Genomic DNA, 19331 nt, shown 5'->3' with positions numbered 1-19331 from the left:
CATGTCAAATCAGCCTCTGTGGCAACCTAGCGCAACGCGTATCGCGAATGCCAACCTGACAGCGTTAATTAACACGATAAACCGTCAGTACGCGTTGAAAATCACCCATTACGACCAGCTGTATTCATGGTCAATATCAAACAGCGAAGCCTTCTGGAAAACCTTATGGCAATTTGCTGGCGTGGTCGGTGAACAAGGCGAGCGTATCGTCGATAAGCCAGACAAAGACCCCAATAAAAACAGTCGCTGGTTTCCAGATGCCAAATTGAATTTTGCAGAAAATCTGCTGCAATGGGCAAAAGACATACCCGATAAGGACGCCATCATCTTCTCTGGGGAAGATGAGAAAGCCAGTACGATGTCTTGGGCAGAGCTCGTGCGCCAAGTCAGTTGCATTGCCGCCTACCTCAAAACCTGTGGCGTTGAAAAAGGTGATGTGGTGGCAGGCTACCTTCCTAATATCGCAGAAACTGTGGTTGCCATGTTGGCCGCGTCTTCGCTAGGCGCGATTTGGACATCAACGTCGCCGGACTTTGGCACGGACAGCGTGCTAGACCGTTTCGGCCAGACACAGCCCAAAGTGCTGTTTACTACTGATGCCTACCATTACAACGGTAAAACACATGACAACCTAAATAAAGCCCGTGCAGTGCGGGATGGGGTCGACAGTCTCTCCCACATGGTCGTGATCCCTTATGTCGGCGGTACACCGTTAAACAACGACGAGACATGCTGGCGCGCTCTGTTGGCCAAGCCTGCCGAGGCATTAACATTTACACGCGTAGGCTTTAATGATCCGCTCTATGTGCTGTATTCATCCGGTACGACAGGTAAGCCTAAATGCATTATTCACAGCGTCGGCGGCATGCTGCTCAATCATCTGAAAGAGCATCAGCTTCATTCTGATGTGAAAGTGGGTGATCGCGTTTTCTATTTCACCACCTGTGGTTGGATGATGTGGAACTGGATGGCAAGCGCACTGGCGAGTGGCGCGACACTGGTATTGTTCGATGGCTCACCGTTTTACCCTGATGCTGGTGTGCTTTGGCGGTTAACCGATGCACAAAAAGTGACGCTATTCGGCACATCCGCGAAATACCTGGAAGCTCTAGAAAAACAAAACTATTCGCCAATGCGCGAACATTCACTCTCCACCCTGCGCACCCTGTGCTCAACCGGCTCAGTGTTGGGCCCAGAGCAGTTTGATTACGTCTATCAAGACGTCAAAAACGATCTGCAACTGAGCTCAATCGCCGGAGGCACCGACATTTGTGGCTGCTTTGTGTTGGGAAGCCCAATCTCACCGGTATTCCGCGGTCAAAGTCAGGTTCGCGGTTTGGCGCTTGATGTTGAAGTGTTTAATAGCGAAGGAAAGCCTGTTCGCGATGAGAAAGGCGAGCTGGTCTGTTGCAACAGCTTCCCTAACCAACCCGTGGGTTTTTGGCTCGATACCGATGGAGCGCGCTACCACAAAGCTTACTGGGACAAAATTGAAGATATCTGGTTCCATGGCGATTACGTTGAGCTGACTGATGAAGGCGGCATGCTGTTCTTTGGCCGTTCAGATGCCATATTGAACCCTGGTGGCGTGCGCATTGGCACCGCTGAAATCTATCGCCATGTTAATCAGATAGACGAAATCCTCGATTCCGTGGTGATTGGACAAGATTGGCAAAACGATGTCCGCGTCGTACTGTTTGTGAAACTCAAACCCAGTATCGATTTGGATGATGCCCTTGAGCGGAAAATTCGCAACACGATCCGCACCAGTTGCACACCAAGACACGTACCCGCCAAGATCCTATCGATTACCGATATTCCACGCACCAAGTCAGGAAAACTGGCTGAACTTGCCGTTCGCGATGTAGTGCATGGTCGCGCTGTGGCACAGCTGAGTGCCTTAGATAACCCTGAATCGCTAGATCAATATAAAAACAGACCGGAATTATAGCACTAATCTCCGTAAGCCCAAACGCACAAAGCCAACCGTGGGGTTGGCTTTGTTGTTTCTGTCCGCGACTATCCAAGATCAGTTCAAACGATCAGTCTCGTCTTTTTTGCGCTCGTACTCACCTTCAAACGTACTGCCATTTGCAGATTTATCTCGAGGTTGCCCATCATCTCGCTCGCCAAAGGGATCATGACCAAACGGACCTTGTTGCTGAAAGCCACTTTGAAAGCCAGCCACTTTCACGCGACTCATCAATTGCTTTGCCAGCCATGCTCGCGGCCACGGCAATAGAAATGCCATGCCCATCGCATCTGTCATAAAACCGGGCGTCAATAGCAAAACACCCGCAACGGCCAGCATCACACCTTCCACGATTTGCTGTGCAGGCAATTCGCCTTGCTGTAAGCGCTGTTGCACAGAGATCAGTGTTTGCAGCCCCTGACTGCGAACCAAAGACGCGCCCACAATCGCAGTCAACAAAATCAACGCCACTGTTGGCCATAGACCCAACACGCCGCCAACTTGAATAAACAAGGCAATCTCAATAATAGGGACAGTAATGAACATCAAAAGCAAAATAGGAAACACGCGTACACCTCTTTCTCATTCTGAGGGCGACAAACTTCACCGCCATACTAGCATTGCTAAATAACGAATGCTGACGGTTGGAAAAAACTAGATAATGGGTTCAACAAAGCACAGGTGCTTTTTAGGCAATTATCAAAAAAATTAGCGTTAAGGTACAGATTTTAACAGTATCAATACGTTTCGATAGCTCGATAAAACAATGAGAAACAAGCGCAATGAAGATCTAGATCACAGAACTGTGCAATTAGTCTGACTTCGTTTTAATTGGTGATCTTTCTCATGTTTTTACGGCAGTGTAGGAGTAAAATCCATTAGCATAAATCGGATGAAAACTTACACTCATCCAGCCAAAATCTCTGGTGAATGGACTCTACAGCGAACTTTATGGCTATTAATTATCCAAAATAAGTTTCATTTAGGGCCAAACTATGTCACAGACGATTGATCTCGAAAAAAATCTGACTATCCCTCATCTCGCGACCCGTATCGAAGAAGATTTACTCGGTGAACGCCATGTTCCTGCCGATGCGTATTACGGTATTCATACCCTTCGAGCGATCGAGAATTTCAATATTTCACGCACCACTATCTCAGATGTTCCTGAGTTTGTTCGCGGCATGGTATTCACCAAAAAAGCCGCTGCAATGGCCAACAAAGAGCTAGGGGTTATCCCTGCAGATGTAGGTGACTACATCATCAAAGCTTGCGACCTGATGTTGGACACAGGCAAATGCATGGACCAGTTCCCTTCTGATGTATATCAAGGTGGCGCGGGGACCTCGGTCAACATGAACGCCAACGAAGTGATTGCCAACCTTGCGCTAGAACTCATGGGCAAGGAAAAAGGCGACTATGACGTGGTCAATCCAAACGATCACGTCAACAAGAGTCAATCAACCAACTGTGCTTACCCAACGGGTTTTCGTATTGCGGTATACAACAGCATCCTAACGCTGATGGATTCTATCAGCTACCTGCAAAGCGAATTTGAAGGCAAAGCGGAGCAGAATAAGAACATTCTGAAAATGGGTCGCACCCAGCTTCAAGACGCCGTGCCTATGACGGTTGGCCAAGAATTCCGCGCCTTTGCTGTCCTTCTAAAAGAAGAAGTGAAGAACCTGAAGTACACCGCCGAATTGTTGCTAGAAGTTAACCTTGGCGCGACCGCTATCGGCACGGGTCTAAACGCAGCTGCAGGTTACCAACAACTTGCCGTTCAACGTTTGGCTGATGTGACTGGTCTTAACTGCACATCAGCGGAAGATCTGATTGAAGCAACCTCAGATTGCGGTGCCTATGTGATGGTTCACAGTGCACTTAAGCGCCTCGCAGTGAAACTGTCGAAAATCTGTAACGACTTGCGTTTACTGTCTTCTGGCCCTCGTTCTGGTCTTAATGAAATCAACCTGCCAGAAATGCAGGCAGGGTCTTCTATCATGCCAGCGAAAGTTAACCCTGTGATCCCAGAAGTGGTGAATCAGGTGTGCTTTAAAGTCATTGGTAACGACACCACGGTAACCTTCGCAGCAGAAGCGGGTCAGCTTCAGTTGAACGTCATGGAACCTGTAATCGGTCAGGCACTGTTCGAATCTATTGAGATTCTGTCTAACGCCTGTATCAACTTGGGTGAGAAATGCGTTAATGGCATTACCGTGAACAAAGAAGTTTGTGAAAGCTATGTCTTCAACTCCATCGGCATCGTGACTTACCTCAATCCATTTATCGGCCATCACGAAGGTGATATCGTCGGTAAAATCTGTGCTGAAACCGGCAAGAGTGTGCGAGATGTTGTGCTTGAGCGCGGCCTTCTAACGGAAGAGCAGCTCGACGATATCTTCTCTGTCGAAAACTTGATGCATCCGCAATACAAAGCGAAGCGCTATAACTAAGTGTCAAATCATGGGTACTCACAATGAGTACCCATTTTTTTGCTTTAAAGCCCAAAACCGTGGTGATTCACAGGGCTTGATGTAAAGCAAACGAAGAGATTTTTAACGCTGTTATTGCGCCCTAGAAACCATATAAACATCTAGGTTAAAGGCACAAAAGCACGGATTGAAAGTCGCTCCGTTTGTTTTTTCATTTTCATCATTTGAGCAGGAGTTACCCATGGTAGCAGTGGAGTTGTTCGTCGTTCTCGCCTTTATCTATTTAGGTGCGCGGATCGGTGGTATTGGTATCGGTTTAGCCGGTGGCGCGGGCGTTATCGCCCTTTCATTATTTTTGGGCATGCCCACCAGCCAAAGTTACATCCCTATCGACGTTATTTTGATCATTATGTCCGTGATCACAGCCATTGCAGCGATGCAGGTTGCTGGCGGTATGGACTGGTTGGTTGAAAAAGCAGAGAATTTCCTTCGTAAGAATCCAAAGCAAATCACCTTCTATGCGCCGATCGTAACCTATTTAATGACACTAATGGCTGGTACAGGGCACACGGCGTTTTCAACGCTACCTGTTATTGCAGAAGTGGCTAAAGAACAAGGTATTCGTCCATCTCGCCCACTTTCTATCGCTGTGGTGGCATCGCAAATCGCCATCACTGCTTCTCCTATTTCGGCGGCAGTGGTTTTCTTCTCTGGCATCCTTGAGCCTCTTGGTATTGGTTACCTAACGCTACTGGCGATCTGTATTCCTACTACTTTTATTGCTTGTATGGCGGGCGCTTTTGTCGCGAACTTCATGGGCTGCGAACTGAAAGACGATCCTGTTTATCAAGAACGTCTGGCAAAAGGACAGATCAAGCTGCAAGGCACAGAAAAGCGTGTTATCGCGCCGACAGCGAAAAAAGCGACTTACATCTTTTTGGCGGCGATCGTCATTGTAGTGAGCTACGCCGCTGCGATTTCGGGCTCAATTGGCTTGATTGAGAACCCAACACTTGGGCGTAATGAAGCCATCATGACCTTTATGCTGGCAGCCGCTGCACTGATTGTGCTGACCACGGGCATTGATGCGTCGAAAATTGCCGAAGCACCGACCTTCCGCTCGGGGATGACAGCATGTGTGTGTGTACTGGGTGTGGCATGGTTAGGATCAACCTTCGTCAATGCACACGTTGATGGCATCAAAGAAGTGGCAGGCACCTTACTGTCTGAATACCCGTGGATGCTAGCAATGGTTTTGTTCTTTGCTTCCATGTTGCTTTACTCGCAAGGTGCTACCACGGTTGCATTAATGCCTGCCGCACTGGCCATTGGCGTTGCACCATTAACGGCAATCGCTTCTTTCGCCGCCGTTTCTGCGCTGTTTGTATTGCCAACCTACCCAACTTTACTGGCCGCGGTAGAAATGGATGACACTGGTTCAACCCGCATTGGTAACCTGGTGTTCAACCATCCCTTCTTCATTCCGGGTGTCGTCACCATTAGCACCTCGGTTGCGCTAGGCTTTGTGGTTGGTGGCATCATTTTGTAACCAACACCTCACTCGACAAAGGGCTCTTTGGGCCCTTTTTCTTTTTTCACAGTCGATCAAACAACGCCCAACCGCCTAAAATTATTTAACTGACACTTTCTGGAAACGAATTCAGCCTTTTCCGGTCTCAGTGATATAGTTTGTTCCACTCTTAGGTAAACAGTTTCTGATGAAGGCTATGTCGACAATAGGCTCACGATTTATCGCCATTTTTGCGCTTGCGCTAATGAGCGCATTTCCCGCACATGCAGAGTTTTCTCTGTTTAACTCCCCCGCACCCTCGATTGATAGTACGCCGAAATTTGTACCTGTTGATCAAGCGTTCCCCTTCAACTTCACGCAGCAAGGCGATCGTGTTTATCTTGATTGGCAGGTCATGCCTGGGTATTACCTCTATCAAGATAAGTTTGAGGTAAAGGTCAGCGAGGACGCAAAAGTTGGCTCGATGGAGATGCGCCAAGGCCAACCTTACAAAGATGAATTCTTTGGCGACGTCTTGATCTATAAAAAACCATTAACCGTCACGGTGCCAGTTCTTAGCGCCACTGACAGCTCATCGCTAAATGTCACCTACCAAGGCTGTGCCGATGCAGGTTTTTGCTATCCACCAGAAACCGTAAATGTCCCGCTAAGCGCAGTGACTAGTGGTACTTCAACAACAGACAAAACACCCACTGTTACCCAAAACCAATCAGAGAAAACGGCAACACGAATACCATCTTCTGGCTCACAAACGGATGTGAGCAGCTTGGCAGACAACTGGTGGCAGCCTTTGTTGTTTTTAGGTTTAGGCATTGGCCTTGCTTTTACGCCTTGCGTACTACCTATGTATCCAATTCTCACTGGTATCGTGCTAGGTGGCGGTAAGAAAACACATGGTCAGACATTCAAGCTCTCCATGCTTTACGTTCAAGGCATGGCACTGACTTACACCTTATTGGGGTTGGTCGTGGCTTCGGCCGGTTTGCAATTTCAAGCGGCGTTTCAACACCCCTATGTGTTGATGGGACTAAGCGCACTGTTTGTTGTGCTAGCGCTGTCGATGTTCGGTGTATTTAACCTGCAGCTTCCGACGGGTTTGCAAACCAAGCTCAGTGAAATGAGTAACCATCAAAAAGGTGGCAGCAGCGCGGGAGTCTTTGCGATGGGAGCAATTTCCGGACTAATTTGCTCTCCGTGCACCACGGCTCCACTTTCTGGCGCTCTGCTTTATGTCGCGCAAAGTGGCGATCTGCTCACTGGCGCGGTCACGCTTTATGCACTCGCGCTAGGTATGGGTATCCCATTGATTATTGCAGCGATGTTCGGCAACAAGCTGTTACCAAAAGCTGGCGCATGGATGGATAAAGTCAAAACCTTCTTTGGTTTGATACTGCTGGCAGCCCCGATCTTTCTTCTGGAGCGCTTACTGCCGGAAGAAATCAGCATATGGCTATGGGCAGTGTGGCTGCTTGTCTCTTTGGGATGGCTGTATCACATCAGCCGAACACTCCAACCAGGCAAGCTGGCGAGCATCTTAGGTATCATTGCGATTCTGGGGCTCAGCACTGGTGCGGCATACACCTACAACGCATTGTTTGTTAACAGCGTCAAAGCGGACATTCCTGAGGTTAATTTTACGCGCATCACGTCTATCGACGATTTGAATCGCGAGCTGGCCGCGGCTAAACAAGCAGGCAAGCCGGTTATGTTGGATTTCTATGCAGATTGGTGCGTTGCATGTAAGGAATTTGAAAAATACACCTTCCATGATTCAAAGGTGGCACCGCAATTACAAGACATTGTGTTGCTACAAGCGGATGTCACCGCCAACCGACCACAAGACATCAAACTGCTCATATCATTGAATGTGCTTGGGCTACCGACGCTGGATTTTTGGGATGCTGACGGCAATCCAATGCCCGATGCTCGCTTAACCGGTTTTATGGGGCCAGTCCCCTTTCTATCTCACTTAGCGCAAAATCAGCTGATTAATTCTCAGGGTTAATTGCACTCAAACTTGATCCCCCCGACATTGCCTACTGATGACGGGGGATCAAGCTCTTACTTCCCACCTATGCAAATTGATCAATTTCATGCCCAGTGTTAGCTTTTTTGTTAAAGAGGTATTAACGAAATCGCTATGGACGCTCAATACACCATTGTCATCGCTGACGACCACCCCTTGTTTCGCAATGCACTGTTCCAATCAGTGCACATGGCGATCAGTGGTGCGAACCTGCTTGAAGCAGATTCGCTTGATAGTCTTTCTGCGCTTTTAGAAAAAGAACCCGATATTGATTTGCTGCTGCTGGATTTGAAAATGCCCGGCGCCAATGGCATGTCAGGACTTATCCATTTACGGGTGCAATATCCAGAGCTCCCGATCGTGGTCGTATCTGCCAGTGAAGAAGCCAGCGTTGTCCGTCAGGTGAAAGCCAACGGTGCGGTGGGTTTTATTCCTAAATCCAGTGATATGCGAGAGTTGATTAACTCCCTAAATCAAGTGTTAGACGGCGAGCCATGCTTTCCTGAGGGCGTTGATTTTAGTGGTCATAGCGATGAAGAATCGCTAATGGAAAAGGTCGCATCGTTAACACCTCAACAATACAAAGTGTTAGGTATGCTATCTGACGGTCTGCTCAACAAACAAATCGCCTATGAACTCAATGTATCAGAAGCCACCATTAAAGCGCATATGACGGCAATTTTTCGCAAGTTAGGGGTAAAAAATCGCACTCAAGCGGTTATTTTGCTTCAACATAGTTCACCCGATCATTAACCACATTTAACCCCCTCTTTACCAAACAGACAGCAAGCTGAAAGCAAGGTGTGGTATCATCTTCAATCATAGCTTGCCGCTCTGGCTCGCCATCTTTTGACCTTCTCTACTCGACTAGGAGGCCATACTTGCTTAGCGTATTAATCACCCAGTTCGTCGTCCTTTGGGCTGTCATTGACCCCATCGGCTCCGTCCCTGTTTACCTCTCACAAACCAGCCATATGACCAAACAGCAACGACGTGTCGTGGCTGTTAAAGCCGTACTCATTTCAGCGTCCATCCTGCTGTTCTTTCTTATCGCTGGCCAGTTTTTGCTCGAAGCTATGCAAATTCCACTGCCTGCCTTTCAGGCTGCAGGCGGTTTAGTCTTGCTGTTATTTGCCTTAACGATGATTTTTGGCGAGAGCAAACCCGATCAAGAGACCAAAATGAGCAGTGATACGCTCACACGCTCAGACCTGTCAGCTACCGCAGTATATCCGCTAGCCGTACCTTCTATTGCGTCGCCCGGCGCCATGATGGCCATTGTGATGCTCACCGACAATCACCGCTTTGCCCTCGCCGAACAAGCCATGACTGCGGGCATTATGATGCTGGTATTAGTGGTTACCCTGCTGCTGCTGTTAAGCGCCAGTGTGATCCACAAAATCATCGGCCAAGTGGGCGCATCCATCATAAGCCGCGTTATGGGCTTAATCCTTGCAGCCGTTGCAACCAACAATTTGCTACAGGGCATTCTCGATTTTTACACCTTAGCCTAAAGCCTATTAGACCTTTGGCTTAGTTAACATCCCATTAACAAGCCAAAGGTTGATCCCTCGTCACACAATCCCCTATAGCACAATCAGTTACGGACTTATTTCGCTCGACTAAAGTTGCAGTGTTTCCTCCCATCTAGCCTGCTATTGTCGAAACGTAACAATCCGTTAACTCGGCACTTAAGGAGATGGTGATGTCTGAGGAACAGAAAAGAGATAACGCCCAAGCTTACTGGCAAAAAAATGTCAGGCTAATGATCGGCTTATTAGTGGTTTGGTTTGTGGTGTCGTTTGGTTGCGGCATCCTGTTTGTTGATGAGCTTAATCAATTCCGCATCGGCGGCTACAAACTGGGCTTTTGGTTTGCACAACAAGGGTCAATTTATACCTTCTTAGCAATCATTTTTATTTACGCTTTTCAGATGCGCAAACTCGACCGTGAGTTTGGCGTAGAAGACGACGAGTAAGGAGCTGTATCATGGATTTGAAAACCGTTACTTACCTTGTCGTAGGTTTTACGTTTGTGCTCTATATCGCCATCGCGATTTGGGCTCGCGCAGGAACAACGAAAGAGTTTTATGTTGCAGGCGGTGGGGTTAATCCTGTTGCAAACGGCATGGCAACAGCCGCCGACTGGATGTCTGCAGCGTCATTTATCTCAATGGCTGGTCTTATCGGCTTTATGGGATACGGCGGCTCAGTATTCCTGATGGGTTGGACTGGTGGTTACGTTTTGCTGGCTCTACTTCTGGCGCCTTACCTGCGTAAGTTTGGTAAATTTACTGTGCCTGAGTTTATCGGTGAGCGTTTCTATTCAAACACTGCCCGTATTGTGGCCGTTATTTGTTTGATTATTGCTTCTATCACCTACGTTATCGGTCAGATGAAAGGTGTGGGTGTTGCATTTGGTCGCTTCCTTGAAGTGGACTACGAAACTGGCCTGTACATCGGTATGGCGATCGTATTCATGTACGCGGTATTCGGTGGCATGAAAGGCATCACCTATACCCAGATTGCACAGTACTGTGTCCTCATTCTCGCATACACCATTCCTGCTATCTTTATTTCGCTGCAACTTACTGGTCACGCTCTGCCACAAATTGGCTTAGGCAGTACCATGACAGGCACGGATACTTATCTGCTCGATCGGCTTGATCAGGTGGTGAGCGAACTCGGGTTCAGCGAATACACAACATCAGTACGCGGTGACACCCTTAACATGTTCGTCTACACCTTGTCACTGATGATTGGTACCGCAGGTTTGCCACACGTTATCATTCGTTTCTTCACTGTACCTAAAGTACGTGACGCACGTATCTCTGCGGGTTGGGCGCTGTTCTTCATCGCGATTCTCTACACCACTGCGCCAGCTGTTGCTGCAATGGCACGTTTGAATCTGATGGACACTGTGAACCCTGCTCCGGGTCAGCACCTTGTTTATGATGAGCGTCCTGACTGGTTCAAGAACTGGGAGAAAACGGGTCTGCTTGGTTTTGACGACAAAAACAATGACGGCGAAATTAACTACACCTCAAGCGCTGCAACGAACGAGCTGAAAGTTGACCGTGACATCATGGTTCTGGCGAACCCTGAAATCGCACAACTGCCTAACTGGGTGATTGCATTGGTTGCAGCGGGTGGTCTCGCAGCAGCACTGTCTACGGCAGCGGGTCTGCTATTGGCTATCTCTTCCGCGGTGTCTCATGACCTGTTGAAAGGGGTCATGATGCCGAATATATCCGAGAAGAACGAGCTCATGGCTAGCCGGATAGCAATGGCCTTTGCCATCGCCTTTGCCGGTTACCTCGGGCTCAATCCGCCCGGGTTTGCCGCCGGCACGGTGGCGCTCGCCTTCGGTCTAGCAGGCTCCTCTATCTTCCCTGCTCTGATGATGGGTATCTTCTCGAAGACCATCAACAAAGAAGGCGCGATAGCGGGTATGATCGCAGGTATCAGTGTCACCCTGTTCTACGTATTCCAACACAAAGGTATTTTGTTTGTTGCTGACTGGAAGTTCCTGCAAGACTGGGGTAGCAACTGGTTCTTTGGTATTGAGCCAAACGCATTCGGTGCTATCGGCGCGTTGATTAACTTCACTGTCGCTATCGCAGTATCACGCGTAACAGCGGAAACACCACAACACGTGAAAGATCTGGTGGAACACGTGCGCATTCCTGCTGGCGCAGGCGATGCACAGTCACACTAATCTTCTTTATACAGCTGCTAGCAGCCAAGGAAGCGACAAGCTTCTAAAAAGAAGGGCATAAGCATCACGTTAACGCTAAAAAGCCCCTTTATGGGGCTTTTTTTAATGTATGTTGAGCCCATAAGCCCAAGGATGAAAGCGGAAATAGTTACGTATTATGTTAAAAAACAAGCATATAATTGCAGCAATGCTCATTGCTCCTATCTTAGCCATCATCGCGTATTTCGGTGTTGATCTTGCTGTCAGTGAGAAGCCACATGTGGCGAAGGAAGGGCAGTCTTATAAGTTGGTACCAGGCTCAAACTGTCGATATACCAGCGGTATCTGTACATTGGAAAATGGCGACTTCAAGGTCAAGCTGCGATCCGAGCAGCTAACAGACAATGCCTTAGCCATTAAGCTTATTTCTGACTTTCCTCTAGAGGGTGCCAAAATCAGCTTGGTGCAACAAGAAGGGAGAAATGCTACGCCCGTCGACATGACCACGAATAACCAAGATAAAAAACAATGGGTTGCTGATCTTCCCGCACCATCAACAGAAGCAAGTGAAATTCATTTAGTGGTTAAAGCAGACGGTACGCTTTACTACGCAGAAACCCCGGCAGTGTTTGCAGAATATAAAACCCTGTTTACCGAAGACAAATAACGTCAGCGTGCGCTCACTGTCTCTTTGGGTGTAATGCGCCAAAGATAAGTCGGATGTTATTGGCCCACGAGATAATGTTTGGCAGCAGAAATAACCGCTGCCACTCTTCCTTCATGCTCCTGCTCTGAAAGCCAGAACGTCACATCTACCCAGCCATCCGTTCCCATCATTGCCAGTTCGACAACCTGTATTTCCACCGTCAGTGGATCCCAAGCGCCTTCTGCACGAATAAGACCCGCTTCTGTATCTAACCTTGGTATAAAGAATGCTTCCATGTTAATTCGCTTTTGGTTGAAGCAGGGCTCTTAACTTCAAGGGCTTAACCGGTTTTGCGATATAACCAAAACCCAGATCGCGTATCAGCGTTCGAGTATCCACTGTGCGATCCGCGGTAATAATGGCACCGACAAACTCTTCTCCTAACATTTCCCTGCAACGTTGCAATACATCTAACCCTGTTAACGACGGCGCTAAATGATAGTCACTGAGAATGGCATCAGGTCTCAAGCCGCCTTCTAACAAACTGACGACTTCTTCAAGATCTTCTGCAACATCAACTTGGCATCCCCAGCGGGATAACAAGCTTTCCATACCGGAAAGAATGTCCCTTTCATTATCCACACACAGCACACGAACCCCAGACAACGGTTCGGCAATTTTCACCGATTCTTCAGCCACAACCCCAGTGTTACAATACTGAGGCAATGCGGTGTCACGTTGCGCTGTGATCGAAAATACAGTTCCTTCGCCTGGCCATGATCGCAGACCCAGCGGCTGGTTTAGAATACGGCTAATACCGCGCGCGATAGCAAGCCCAAGACCGAGTCCTAGCTCCGCACCTTTACGATCGATACGCGTAAATTCATTAAAGATATCTTGTTGTCTGTCCTGTGGGATACCGGGGCCGTTATCCCATACTTCAATACGGCATTGCGAACCTTGACGACGCACACCCAACAACACACGTCCGTCAGGGTTATAGCGAAAGGCATTGGTAAGAAAGTTTTGCAGTACCCTTCGCAGTAATCGTCGGTCAGAGCGAATCCACAAGCCGGTATGCTGGACGCGAAAATCCACGCCTTGTTGACGCGCTATCATGCCGAACTCAGCCGCGAGCGTAGAAAACACATCATCCAGCTCAAAATGGGTGATCTTGGCTTTCATCTTTCCGGACTCAAGACGCGAAATATCCAGCAAGTCACCAATCAAATCCTCTGCCGCGCCCAACGCACTTTCGATATGAGATGACATTTTCTGTACGTCTTTGTCTTGCGCCATTTCACTGAGCGAAGAAGCAAACAAACGAGCGGCATTCATCGGCTGCATCAGATCATGGCTCACCGCGGCCAACAAACGACTCTTCGATTGCGAGGCGGTCTCAGCCTTGTTGGTGGCGCTGATAAGACGGCGATTGAGAGATTCCAGCGCTTGAGTACGTTCAACGACGCGTGCTTCCAGGGTTTCATTAGATTGTTTTAGCGCTTCTTCTGCGTCGCGAAATGCAGTGATATCGGTGAAACTCATCACAAACCCACCGCCGGGCATTGGGTTACCCTGCACTTCAATCACCCGTCCATCAGGATGAACACGTGATGAGATGTGTGAGGAACCTTGGCGAAGATAAGAGACGCGTTTTTTAACGTGATCTTCAATTTCACCTGGGCCGCATAATCCTCGCTCAGCGTTATATCGCACCACATCAGCAATCGGCCTGCCGACTTGAATCAAATCTGGCGGAAAGTTAAACAATTCGACATAACGCTGATTCCACGCCACCAGCCTCAGTTGTTTATCCACCACAGAAATGCCCTGGCTAATGTGCTCAATTGCACCTTGCAGCAAGCCACGGCTGAAATCGAACAACTCAGAGGCTTCATCCACAATCGTGGCAATTTCTTCCAACTGCATGTTGCGCCCTTGCAGCGCAGAGGTCAGCACGAGTTTGGCGGACGACGCCCCAAACACCCCTGCAAGCACTCGCTCGGTATGACGAATCAATGCTGCGCTGGCTTGCTGCTGCGGCAACAATATTTCACTGCGCTGCTCACCAAAGGCGCGAAACGTTTGACGCATGCGTGTTCGACCGACAAAGCGCGCCGCCAGCATCTCTAGCTCTGCCACGGTCACACGGCTTTGATACAGGCTGGAATCATCGCCCTCTGGTAACGGCGTGCCGACAAAACTCGCGGCTTGCAGGCGTTCGCTCAATGAAGGCCGAGTCGCCATTGAGACCCCAACAAAGCAAAATGTATTAACCATCAAACTCAACACCATGCCCCAATCGACCGGACTCAACGAACGGAAAAAAGGAATATCTGGCGGCGATAGCATCCACAGCACAATGTTGTTATTTTCATCTCCCGCCAACATCCCCGTTTGCATCATCAGCGTCATCAACCACACGATAAAACCTGACAGCAATCCGGCATAAACGCCTTTTTTGTTGGCTTGTCGCCAATATATTCCCGCCACTAATGGCGGTGCAAATTGAGCAATAGCCGCGAAAGAAAGAAAGCCGATGGAAGAGAGAGAAGGCACTTCAAGGATCAGTTGATAGAAACCCCATGCAGCGATGAGCAGCAGGAATATCAAGGCGCGACGCACATTCAGCAACAAGCCAGAAAATTGCGTAAAGTTACGATTAGATACCCGCATTCGGCGCAATAACTGGGGTAACACCAGATCGTTTGACACCATGATCGCCAATGCAATGGTCGACACAATCACCATGCCGCTGGCCGCAGATGCACCGCCCAAGAATGCCAACAGTGCAATGCCTTCGTTACCCATTGAGAGTGGCAATTGGATCACATGCGTATCGGCCGACAAGTGGGGTAAGAAAATTTGCCCAGCGTAAGCCAAAGGCAACACAAACATACCCATGAGAAGAAGATAAAGCGGGAACACCCAGCGCGCAGTATGCAAATCCTGCGCACGTGCATTTTCTACCACCATGGTATGGAACTGGCGTGGCAAACAAATAATGGCAGCCATGGTCAGCAGAGTATGAACTAAGAGCGCGCCCCACTGCGGTTCGCCCACCACATTAGTCTCTTTCAAACTCGGCAATGGCCCTGGTGCGTCGAGCAACATAAACACGGCAAACATGCCCACCACCAAAAACGCCACCAGCTTGACGATAGACTCAAAGGCCACCGCCATCATCATGCCTCGGTGATGCTCCGTAGAGTCAATATGGCGTGTACCAAACAGAACGGTGAACATTGCCAGTGACATACACACTAGCCAAGCGATCTGTCCTTGATTCAACCCTGCACTTTTACCAATGTCCGGCGCAATCACGTCGAGCCCCATGGTAATACCGCGAAGCTGCAACGCGATATACGGCAAGATCCCTAGCACAGCAATCACGGTGACCATCACCGCCAAACCTTGCGATTTCCCATATCGCGCGGCAATAAAGTCAGCAATAGACGTAATGTGCTCGCGTTTAGCGATCAAAATGATCCGAGCGAGGAAGCGCCAACCTATGGTGAAAACCAAAATCGGCGCTAAATAGATAGGAAGGAATGACCAAGGCTGACTGGATGCCTGCCCGACCGTGCCAAAAAAGGTCCACGAGGTACAATACACCGCAATAGAAAGGCTATATATCCATGGGCGCCAGCCTCGAAGCCAACGCGGGCGGCTATCGCCATACCAAGCAATTAAAAACAAAACCCCAAGGTAGGCCAGTGCCACGGGCACCACAATCCATCCAGCCGACATAAATCCTTCCATGACATGCGGTTATCAATCGCTTATTTACCACGACGGCTGCACTGCAACAACGTGCAACCTAATCCCCGTGAGCTACCTCTCCCTGAACCGCGCTAAGACTTTGCACACACGGCACTGTTTTTGGGTTGAGTCATTGGCAACGAGAGAAACAAGACGGGCACACCTAATAGCGCCATGAGGTAAAAGCTATTACCTCCCCACAGCCCGTAAAATTCACCACTGAGCACAGTGAGCACCGCCATCACACCGCCCAGAGGAAGCGCACTGTATAACGCTTGCAACGCCATCACCCTATCCGCTGTTTGCTGCTGGATATATCGCATGGCTGCAATATGCGCGACACCAAAGGTTATCCCATGTAAAGACTGAGCGAAAACAAGCACACTCAGCTCTGTTGACCACCCCGTCAGCAACCAGCGAAGAATCACCGCACATGCCGCGAGACGAAAAAGAGATTGCACTGACCACCCACCGAACAGGCGCTGGCTGAACGCAAACATCAACACTTCCACCCCGACGCCCAAACTCCACAGATAACCGACCCATAAGTCCGAAACGCCCGATTGCGTCCAATGAATCGCGCTGAACGCATAGTAGGTCGCGTGACTGCCTTGAATGAGCGAAACAATGATGAAAAAAGTGATCACACTGCGTGATTTCAACACGTGAAGAATCGGCGGTCTGGCTAAGGGTTGCTGAGTTTCATTTTTTGGCAACGGGTTTGGCGAGAACAAACTCCAGCACCAAGTGATCAACAAAGCAACAGCGGCCATCGGCACAATCACCGATGAGCCAAACGTGTCGACCATGCTGCCCGTAGCCATTGAGCCTACAACAAACGCCAATGACCCCCACAGCCGTGCTTTGCCATAATCCACCAGCTTGCGACGATGATAGTGATTTGCCAACGCATCAGACACAGGAACCGCAGGCCCTATCACACTGTTAATCAGCACAGAAAGCACCGTCAACCAAAGCAAGTTCGGTGTGGCGATAAGGTGGAGAAAACCCACCGTCGCACCTAAAAAAGCCATCCAGCGTGCAGCAGGGAGTAAGTGTTCCGGCAAGTGAAAGCGTGGCGTCACTGTTAGGTTCACCACGAAACGGGTCATGATACCCGCTCCGAGCACTATCCCAATCTCATCTGGGGATAGCCCTAACCAAGCAAGCCATACTGACCAAAAAGGCAGATACACGCCGAAGGCGAAGAAAAAAGTCCCGTAATAAATAGAAAGCCAATGGAATGGCGAGGGACGATGAAGTTTCAAACTGGCGGATCCTTCTACCAAGGTTCAAAGAGTGGCTATTCTGACAGCGAAGCAAAAAAACTGATATACCCGAGTCACCTCAGAAATGTGACGAAGCCGCATAGACTAAAGTCGGCTGGCAAGCGTACGGGTGGTGAGACACACTGAGATATACATCGCGTGCCGTCTTTCCTATGCAAAGGAGTTGCCATGCCAGAACCATTTGATACCAACTCTCCGCCGTTTGATCGCTTGAATGTTAAACAGGCCAAGCATCTGCTTTCAGCACTCGATGTGGCGTACTATCGCCGTGGTGACACCCTGATTGATATTGGCGATAAAAACAGTGCGCTGAACATAGTGATCAAGGGGCGAGTGCAGGAAGTGAACCCTGAGACCAAAGAGATACAGGCACAATACATCAAAGATGACTTGTTCGACGCCCGCGCCTTGTTACTGGGCTATTCCCATCACTGCTATCGCGCAGTGGAAGACACGCTGTGTTACGTCTTGCCCAAAGCGGTTTTTGTTGCTCTATACGAAGAAAACCAAGCCTTCGCCGATTATTTCAATACCAGCTTCAGTCAACGAAAGCGCCTGCTAGAAAAAGCTCAACAGCAGCAAAATCTTGCTGAATTTATCCTGACGAAGGTGGATGAAAGTAATATCCAGCCCATCTTAACTCTCGATCACGATACGTCTATTCATGACGCCACACGGCAGATGCACAAGCAGCAACAAGATTGTGCGTTAGTCGCCATGAAAGGTAAATCGCACGATGTGGGCATTATCACGCGCACCAATTTACTCCATGCACTTGTCGAGGACGGTTGCTCACAGCAACACCCTGTTGGAGAGGTCGCGACAGCGCCAGTTATCAGCGTCGAAGTCGGCGAGTTTCTATTTAACGTCATGATTTTAATGACTCGAGATCGCGTAAAACGCGTCAGAGTCACTGAAAATGGCGGGACCGTGGGCATGCTAGACATGACGCAGGTATTAAGCCTGTTCTCGACCCACTCTCACGTTTTGACACTGCAAATCAACCGCGCCCATACCATCGAGGAACTGGCGCTGGCGGCTAACAATCAGCAGCAGTTAGTGGAAACCCTCACCAATAACGGCATTCACACTCAGTTTGTGATGGAGCTTATCTCTGCGGTCAACGAACAAATCATCGAAAAAGCCTTTCGTCTTACCATGCCTGAAGCTTTCTATGATAAATGCTGCCTATTTGTCATGGGCTCGGAAGGGCGAGGTGAGCAAGTGCTCAAGACCGATCAGGACAACGGCTTGGTCATCGCTGACGATGCCGATTGGCCAGATGTGCAACACTACATGGAGAGATTTAGCGAAGTACTCAGCAGACTCGGCTACCCACCCTGCCCGGGCAATGTCATGGTAAACAACCCCCGCTGGGTCAAAACGCAAGCTGAATGGCAAAAAGATATCCTATCACTGTGTCAGATATCCGATGAAGGCAGCTTAATGGACTTGGCCATCATCGCCGATAGCCATGCTGTCGCGGGCAATAAAGCCTTGCTCGACCCCGTATCGGCGCTGTTACGTGAAACGTTAAAAGGCAACATGCTGGCATTGAATACCTTTGTGCGCCCTTGCCTTGCTTTTCGTGTGCCATTGACTTTATTTGGCGGCCTTAAAACTGACAAAGAAGGGCTGGATGTTAAAAAAGGCGGGATATTTCCGCTGGTTCATGGCGTGCGCACAATGGCGCTCGAAAATGGGCTCACAGAAACCAACACCTTTGATCGCCTCAATGCACTGGTGAAATGCAACGCAATGGATCAGGAAAATGCGAATAACCTGACCGAAGCGCTCAAGCTTTTCGTTAAAACCAGATTGCGGCAGCAACTCGATAATGATGCGACGACCACTGGCAATCAACTGGATGTGACGCTATTGCCTCGCACCGAGCGAGACTTGCTGCGTGACTGCCTAAGCGTGGTGAAAAAATTCAAAGAACGGCTCGCGACGCATTATCAGGTCAGAGACTGA

Annotated in this window: 14 protein-coding genes; 10 read left to right on the top strand and 4 right to left on the bottom strand. The window is 49.1% G+C overall.

What is annotated here, in order from left to right:
• Position 1: 1 nt before the first annotated feature.
• The gene (locus ACED36_RS18910) at positions 2–1951 is read left to right on the top strand and encodes an acetoacetate--CoA ligase (RefSeq protein WP_371733688.1); all 1950 of its coding nucleotides are present in this window, start codon (positions 2–4) and stop codon (positions 1949–1951) included.
• A 78-nt stretch (positions 1952–2029) separates the two neighbouring features.
• On the opposite strand, the gene ACED36_RS18905 is transcribed toward ACED36_RS18910, so the two are convergent.
• The gene (locus ACED36_RS18905; RefSeq protein WP_371733687.1) at positions 2030–2539 is read right to left on the bottom strand and encodes an FxsA family protein; all 510 of its coding nucleotides are present in this window, start codon (positions 2537–2539) and stop codon (positions 2030–2032) included.
• Between the two features lie 428 nt (positions 2540–2967).
• Between ACED36_RS18905 and aspA the strand changes: the two genes are divergently transcribed.
• The 8 genes from aspA (at position 2968) to ACED36_RS18865 (ending at position 12327) form a co-directional block, all read left to right on the top strand.
• On the top strand, positions 2968–4428 hold the full coding sequence (gene aspA, locus ACED36_RS18900) for an aspartate ammonia-lyase (RefSeq protein ID WP_371733686.1): 1461 nt from the start codon (positions 2968–2970) through the stop codon (positions 4426–4428).
• Positions 4429–4648: 220 nt separating this feature from the next.
• Entirely contained in the window at positions 4649–5956 is a 1308-nt protein-coding gene (locus ACED36_RS18895; RefSeq protein ID WP_016960685.1) for an anaerobic C4-dicarboxylate transporter, read from the top strand.
• A gap of 178 nt (positions 5957–6134) precedes the next feature.
• Positions 6135–7943 carry a protein-disulfide reductase DsbD gene (locus tag ACED36_RS18890; RefSeq protein WP_016960684.1) on the top strand — a complete coding sequence of 603 codons (1809 nt, stop codon included), beginning with the start codon at positions 6135–6137 and terminating at the stop codon, positions 7941–7943.
• Positions 7944–8078: 135 nt separating this feature from the next.
• On the top strand, positions 8079–8717 hold the full coding sequence (locus tag ACED36_RS18885; RefSeq protein WP_016960683.1) for a response regulator transcription factor: 639 nt from the start codon (positions 8079–8081) through the stop codon (positions 8715–8717).
• Positions 8718–8845: 128 nt separating this feature from the next.
• Entirely contained in the window at positions 8846–9478 is a 633-nt protein-coding gene (locus ACED36_RS18880) for a MarC family protein (RefSeq protein ID WP_016960682.1), read from the top strand.
• A 191-nt stretch (positions 9479–9669) separates the two neighbouring features.
• Entirely contained in the window at positions 9670–9942 is a 273-nt protein-coding gene (locus ACED36_RS18875) for a DUF4212 domain-containing protein (RefSeq protein ID WP_016960681.1), read from the top strand.
• Between the two features lie 11 nt (positions 9943–9953).
• The gene (locus ACED36_RS18870) at positions 9954–11681 is read left to right on the top strand and encodes a sodium:solute symporter family protein (RefSeq protein WP_371733685.1); all 1728 of its coding nucleotides are present in this window, start codon (positions 9954–9956) and stop codon (positions 11679–11681) included.
• 157 nt (positions 11682–11838) lie between these two features.
• Positions 11839–12327 (top strand): hypothetical protein, encoded by a 489-nt coding sequence (locus ACED36_RS18865; RefSeq protein WP_371733684.1) that lies wholly within the window; start codon positions 11839–11841, stop codon positions 12325–12327.
• A gap of 56 nt (positions 12328–12383) precedes the next feature.
• On the opposite strand, the gene ACED36_RS18860 is transcribed toward ACED36_RS18865, so the two are convergent.
• From ACED36_RS18860 to ACED36_RS18850, 3 genes are all read right to left on the bottom strand, one after another.
• Positions 12384–12602, bottom strand: a complete 219-nt coding sequence (locus tag ACED36_RS18860) for a hypothetical protein (protein ID WP_017004520.1) — start codon at positions 12600–12602, stop codon at positions 12384–12386.
• Between the two features lies 1 nt (position 12603).
• Positions 12604–16056, bottom strand: a complete 3453-nt coding sequence (locus tag ACED36_RS18855; protein WP_371733683.1) for a PAS-domain containing protein — start codon at positions 16054–16056, stop codon at positions 12604–12606.
• A gap of 104 nt (positions 16057–16160) precedes the next feature.
• Positions 16161–17336 (bottom strand): 3-phenylpropionate MFS transporter, encoded by a 1176-nt coding sequence (locus ACED36_RS18850; protein WP_026024008.1) that lies wholly within the window; start codon positions 17334–17336, stop codon positions 16161–16163.
• Positions 17337–17525: 189 nt separating this feature from the next.
• Here ACED36_RS18850 and ACED36_RS18845 point away from each other — a divergent pair, with 189 nt between their 5' ends.
• The gene (locus ACED36_RS18845; RefSeq protein WP_371733682.1) at positions 17526–19331 is read left to right on the top strand and encodes a DUF294 nucleotidyltransferase-like domain-containing protein; all 1806 of its coding nucleotides are present in this window, start codon (positions 17526–17528) and stop codon (positions 19329–19331) included.

Source organism: Enterovibrio sp. FF113 (assembly GCF_041439165.1).
In the GTDB taxonomy this organism is placed as follows: domain Bacteria; phylum Pseudomonadota; class Gammaproteobacteria; order Enterobacterales; family Vibrionaceae; genus Enterovibrio; species Enterovibrio norvegicus_A.
This window is presented reverse-complemented; position numbering and strand designations above follow the sequence as displayed.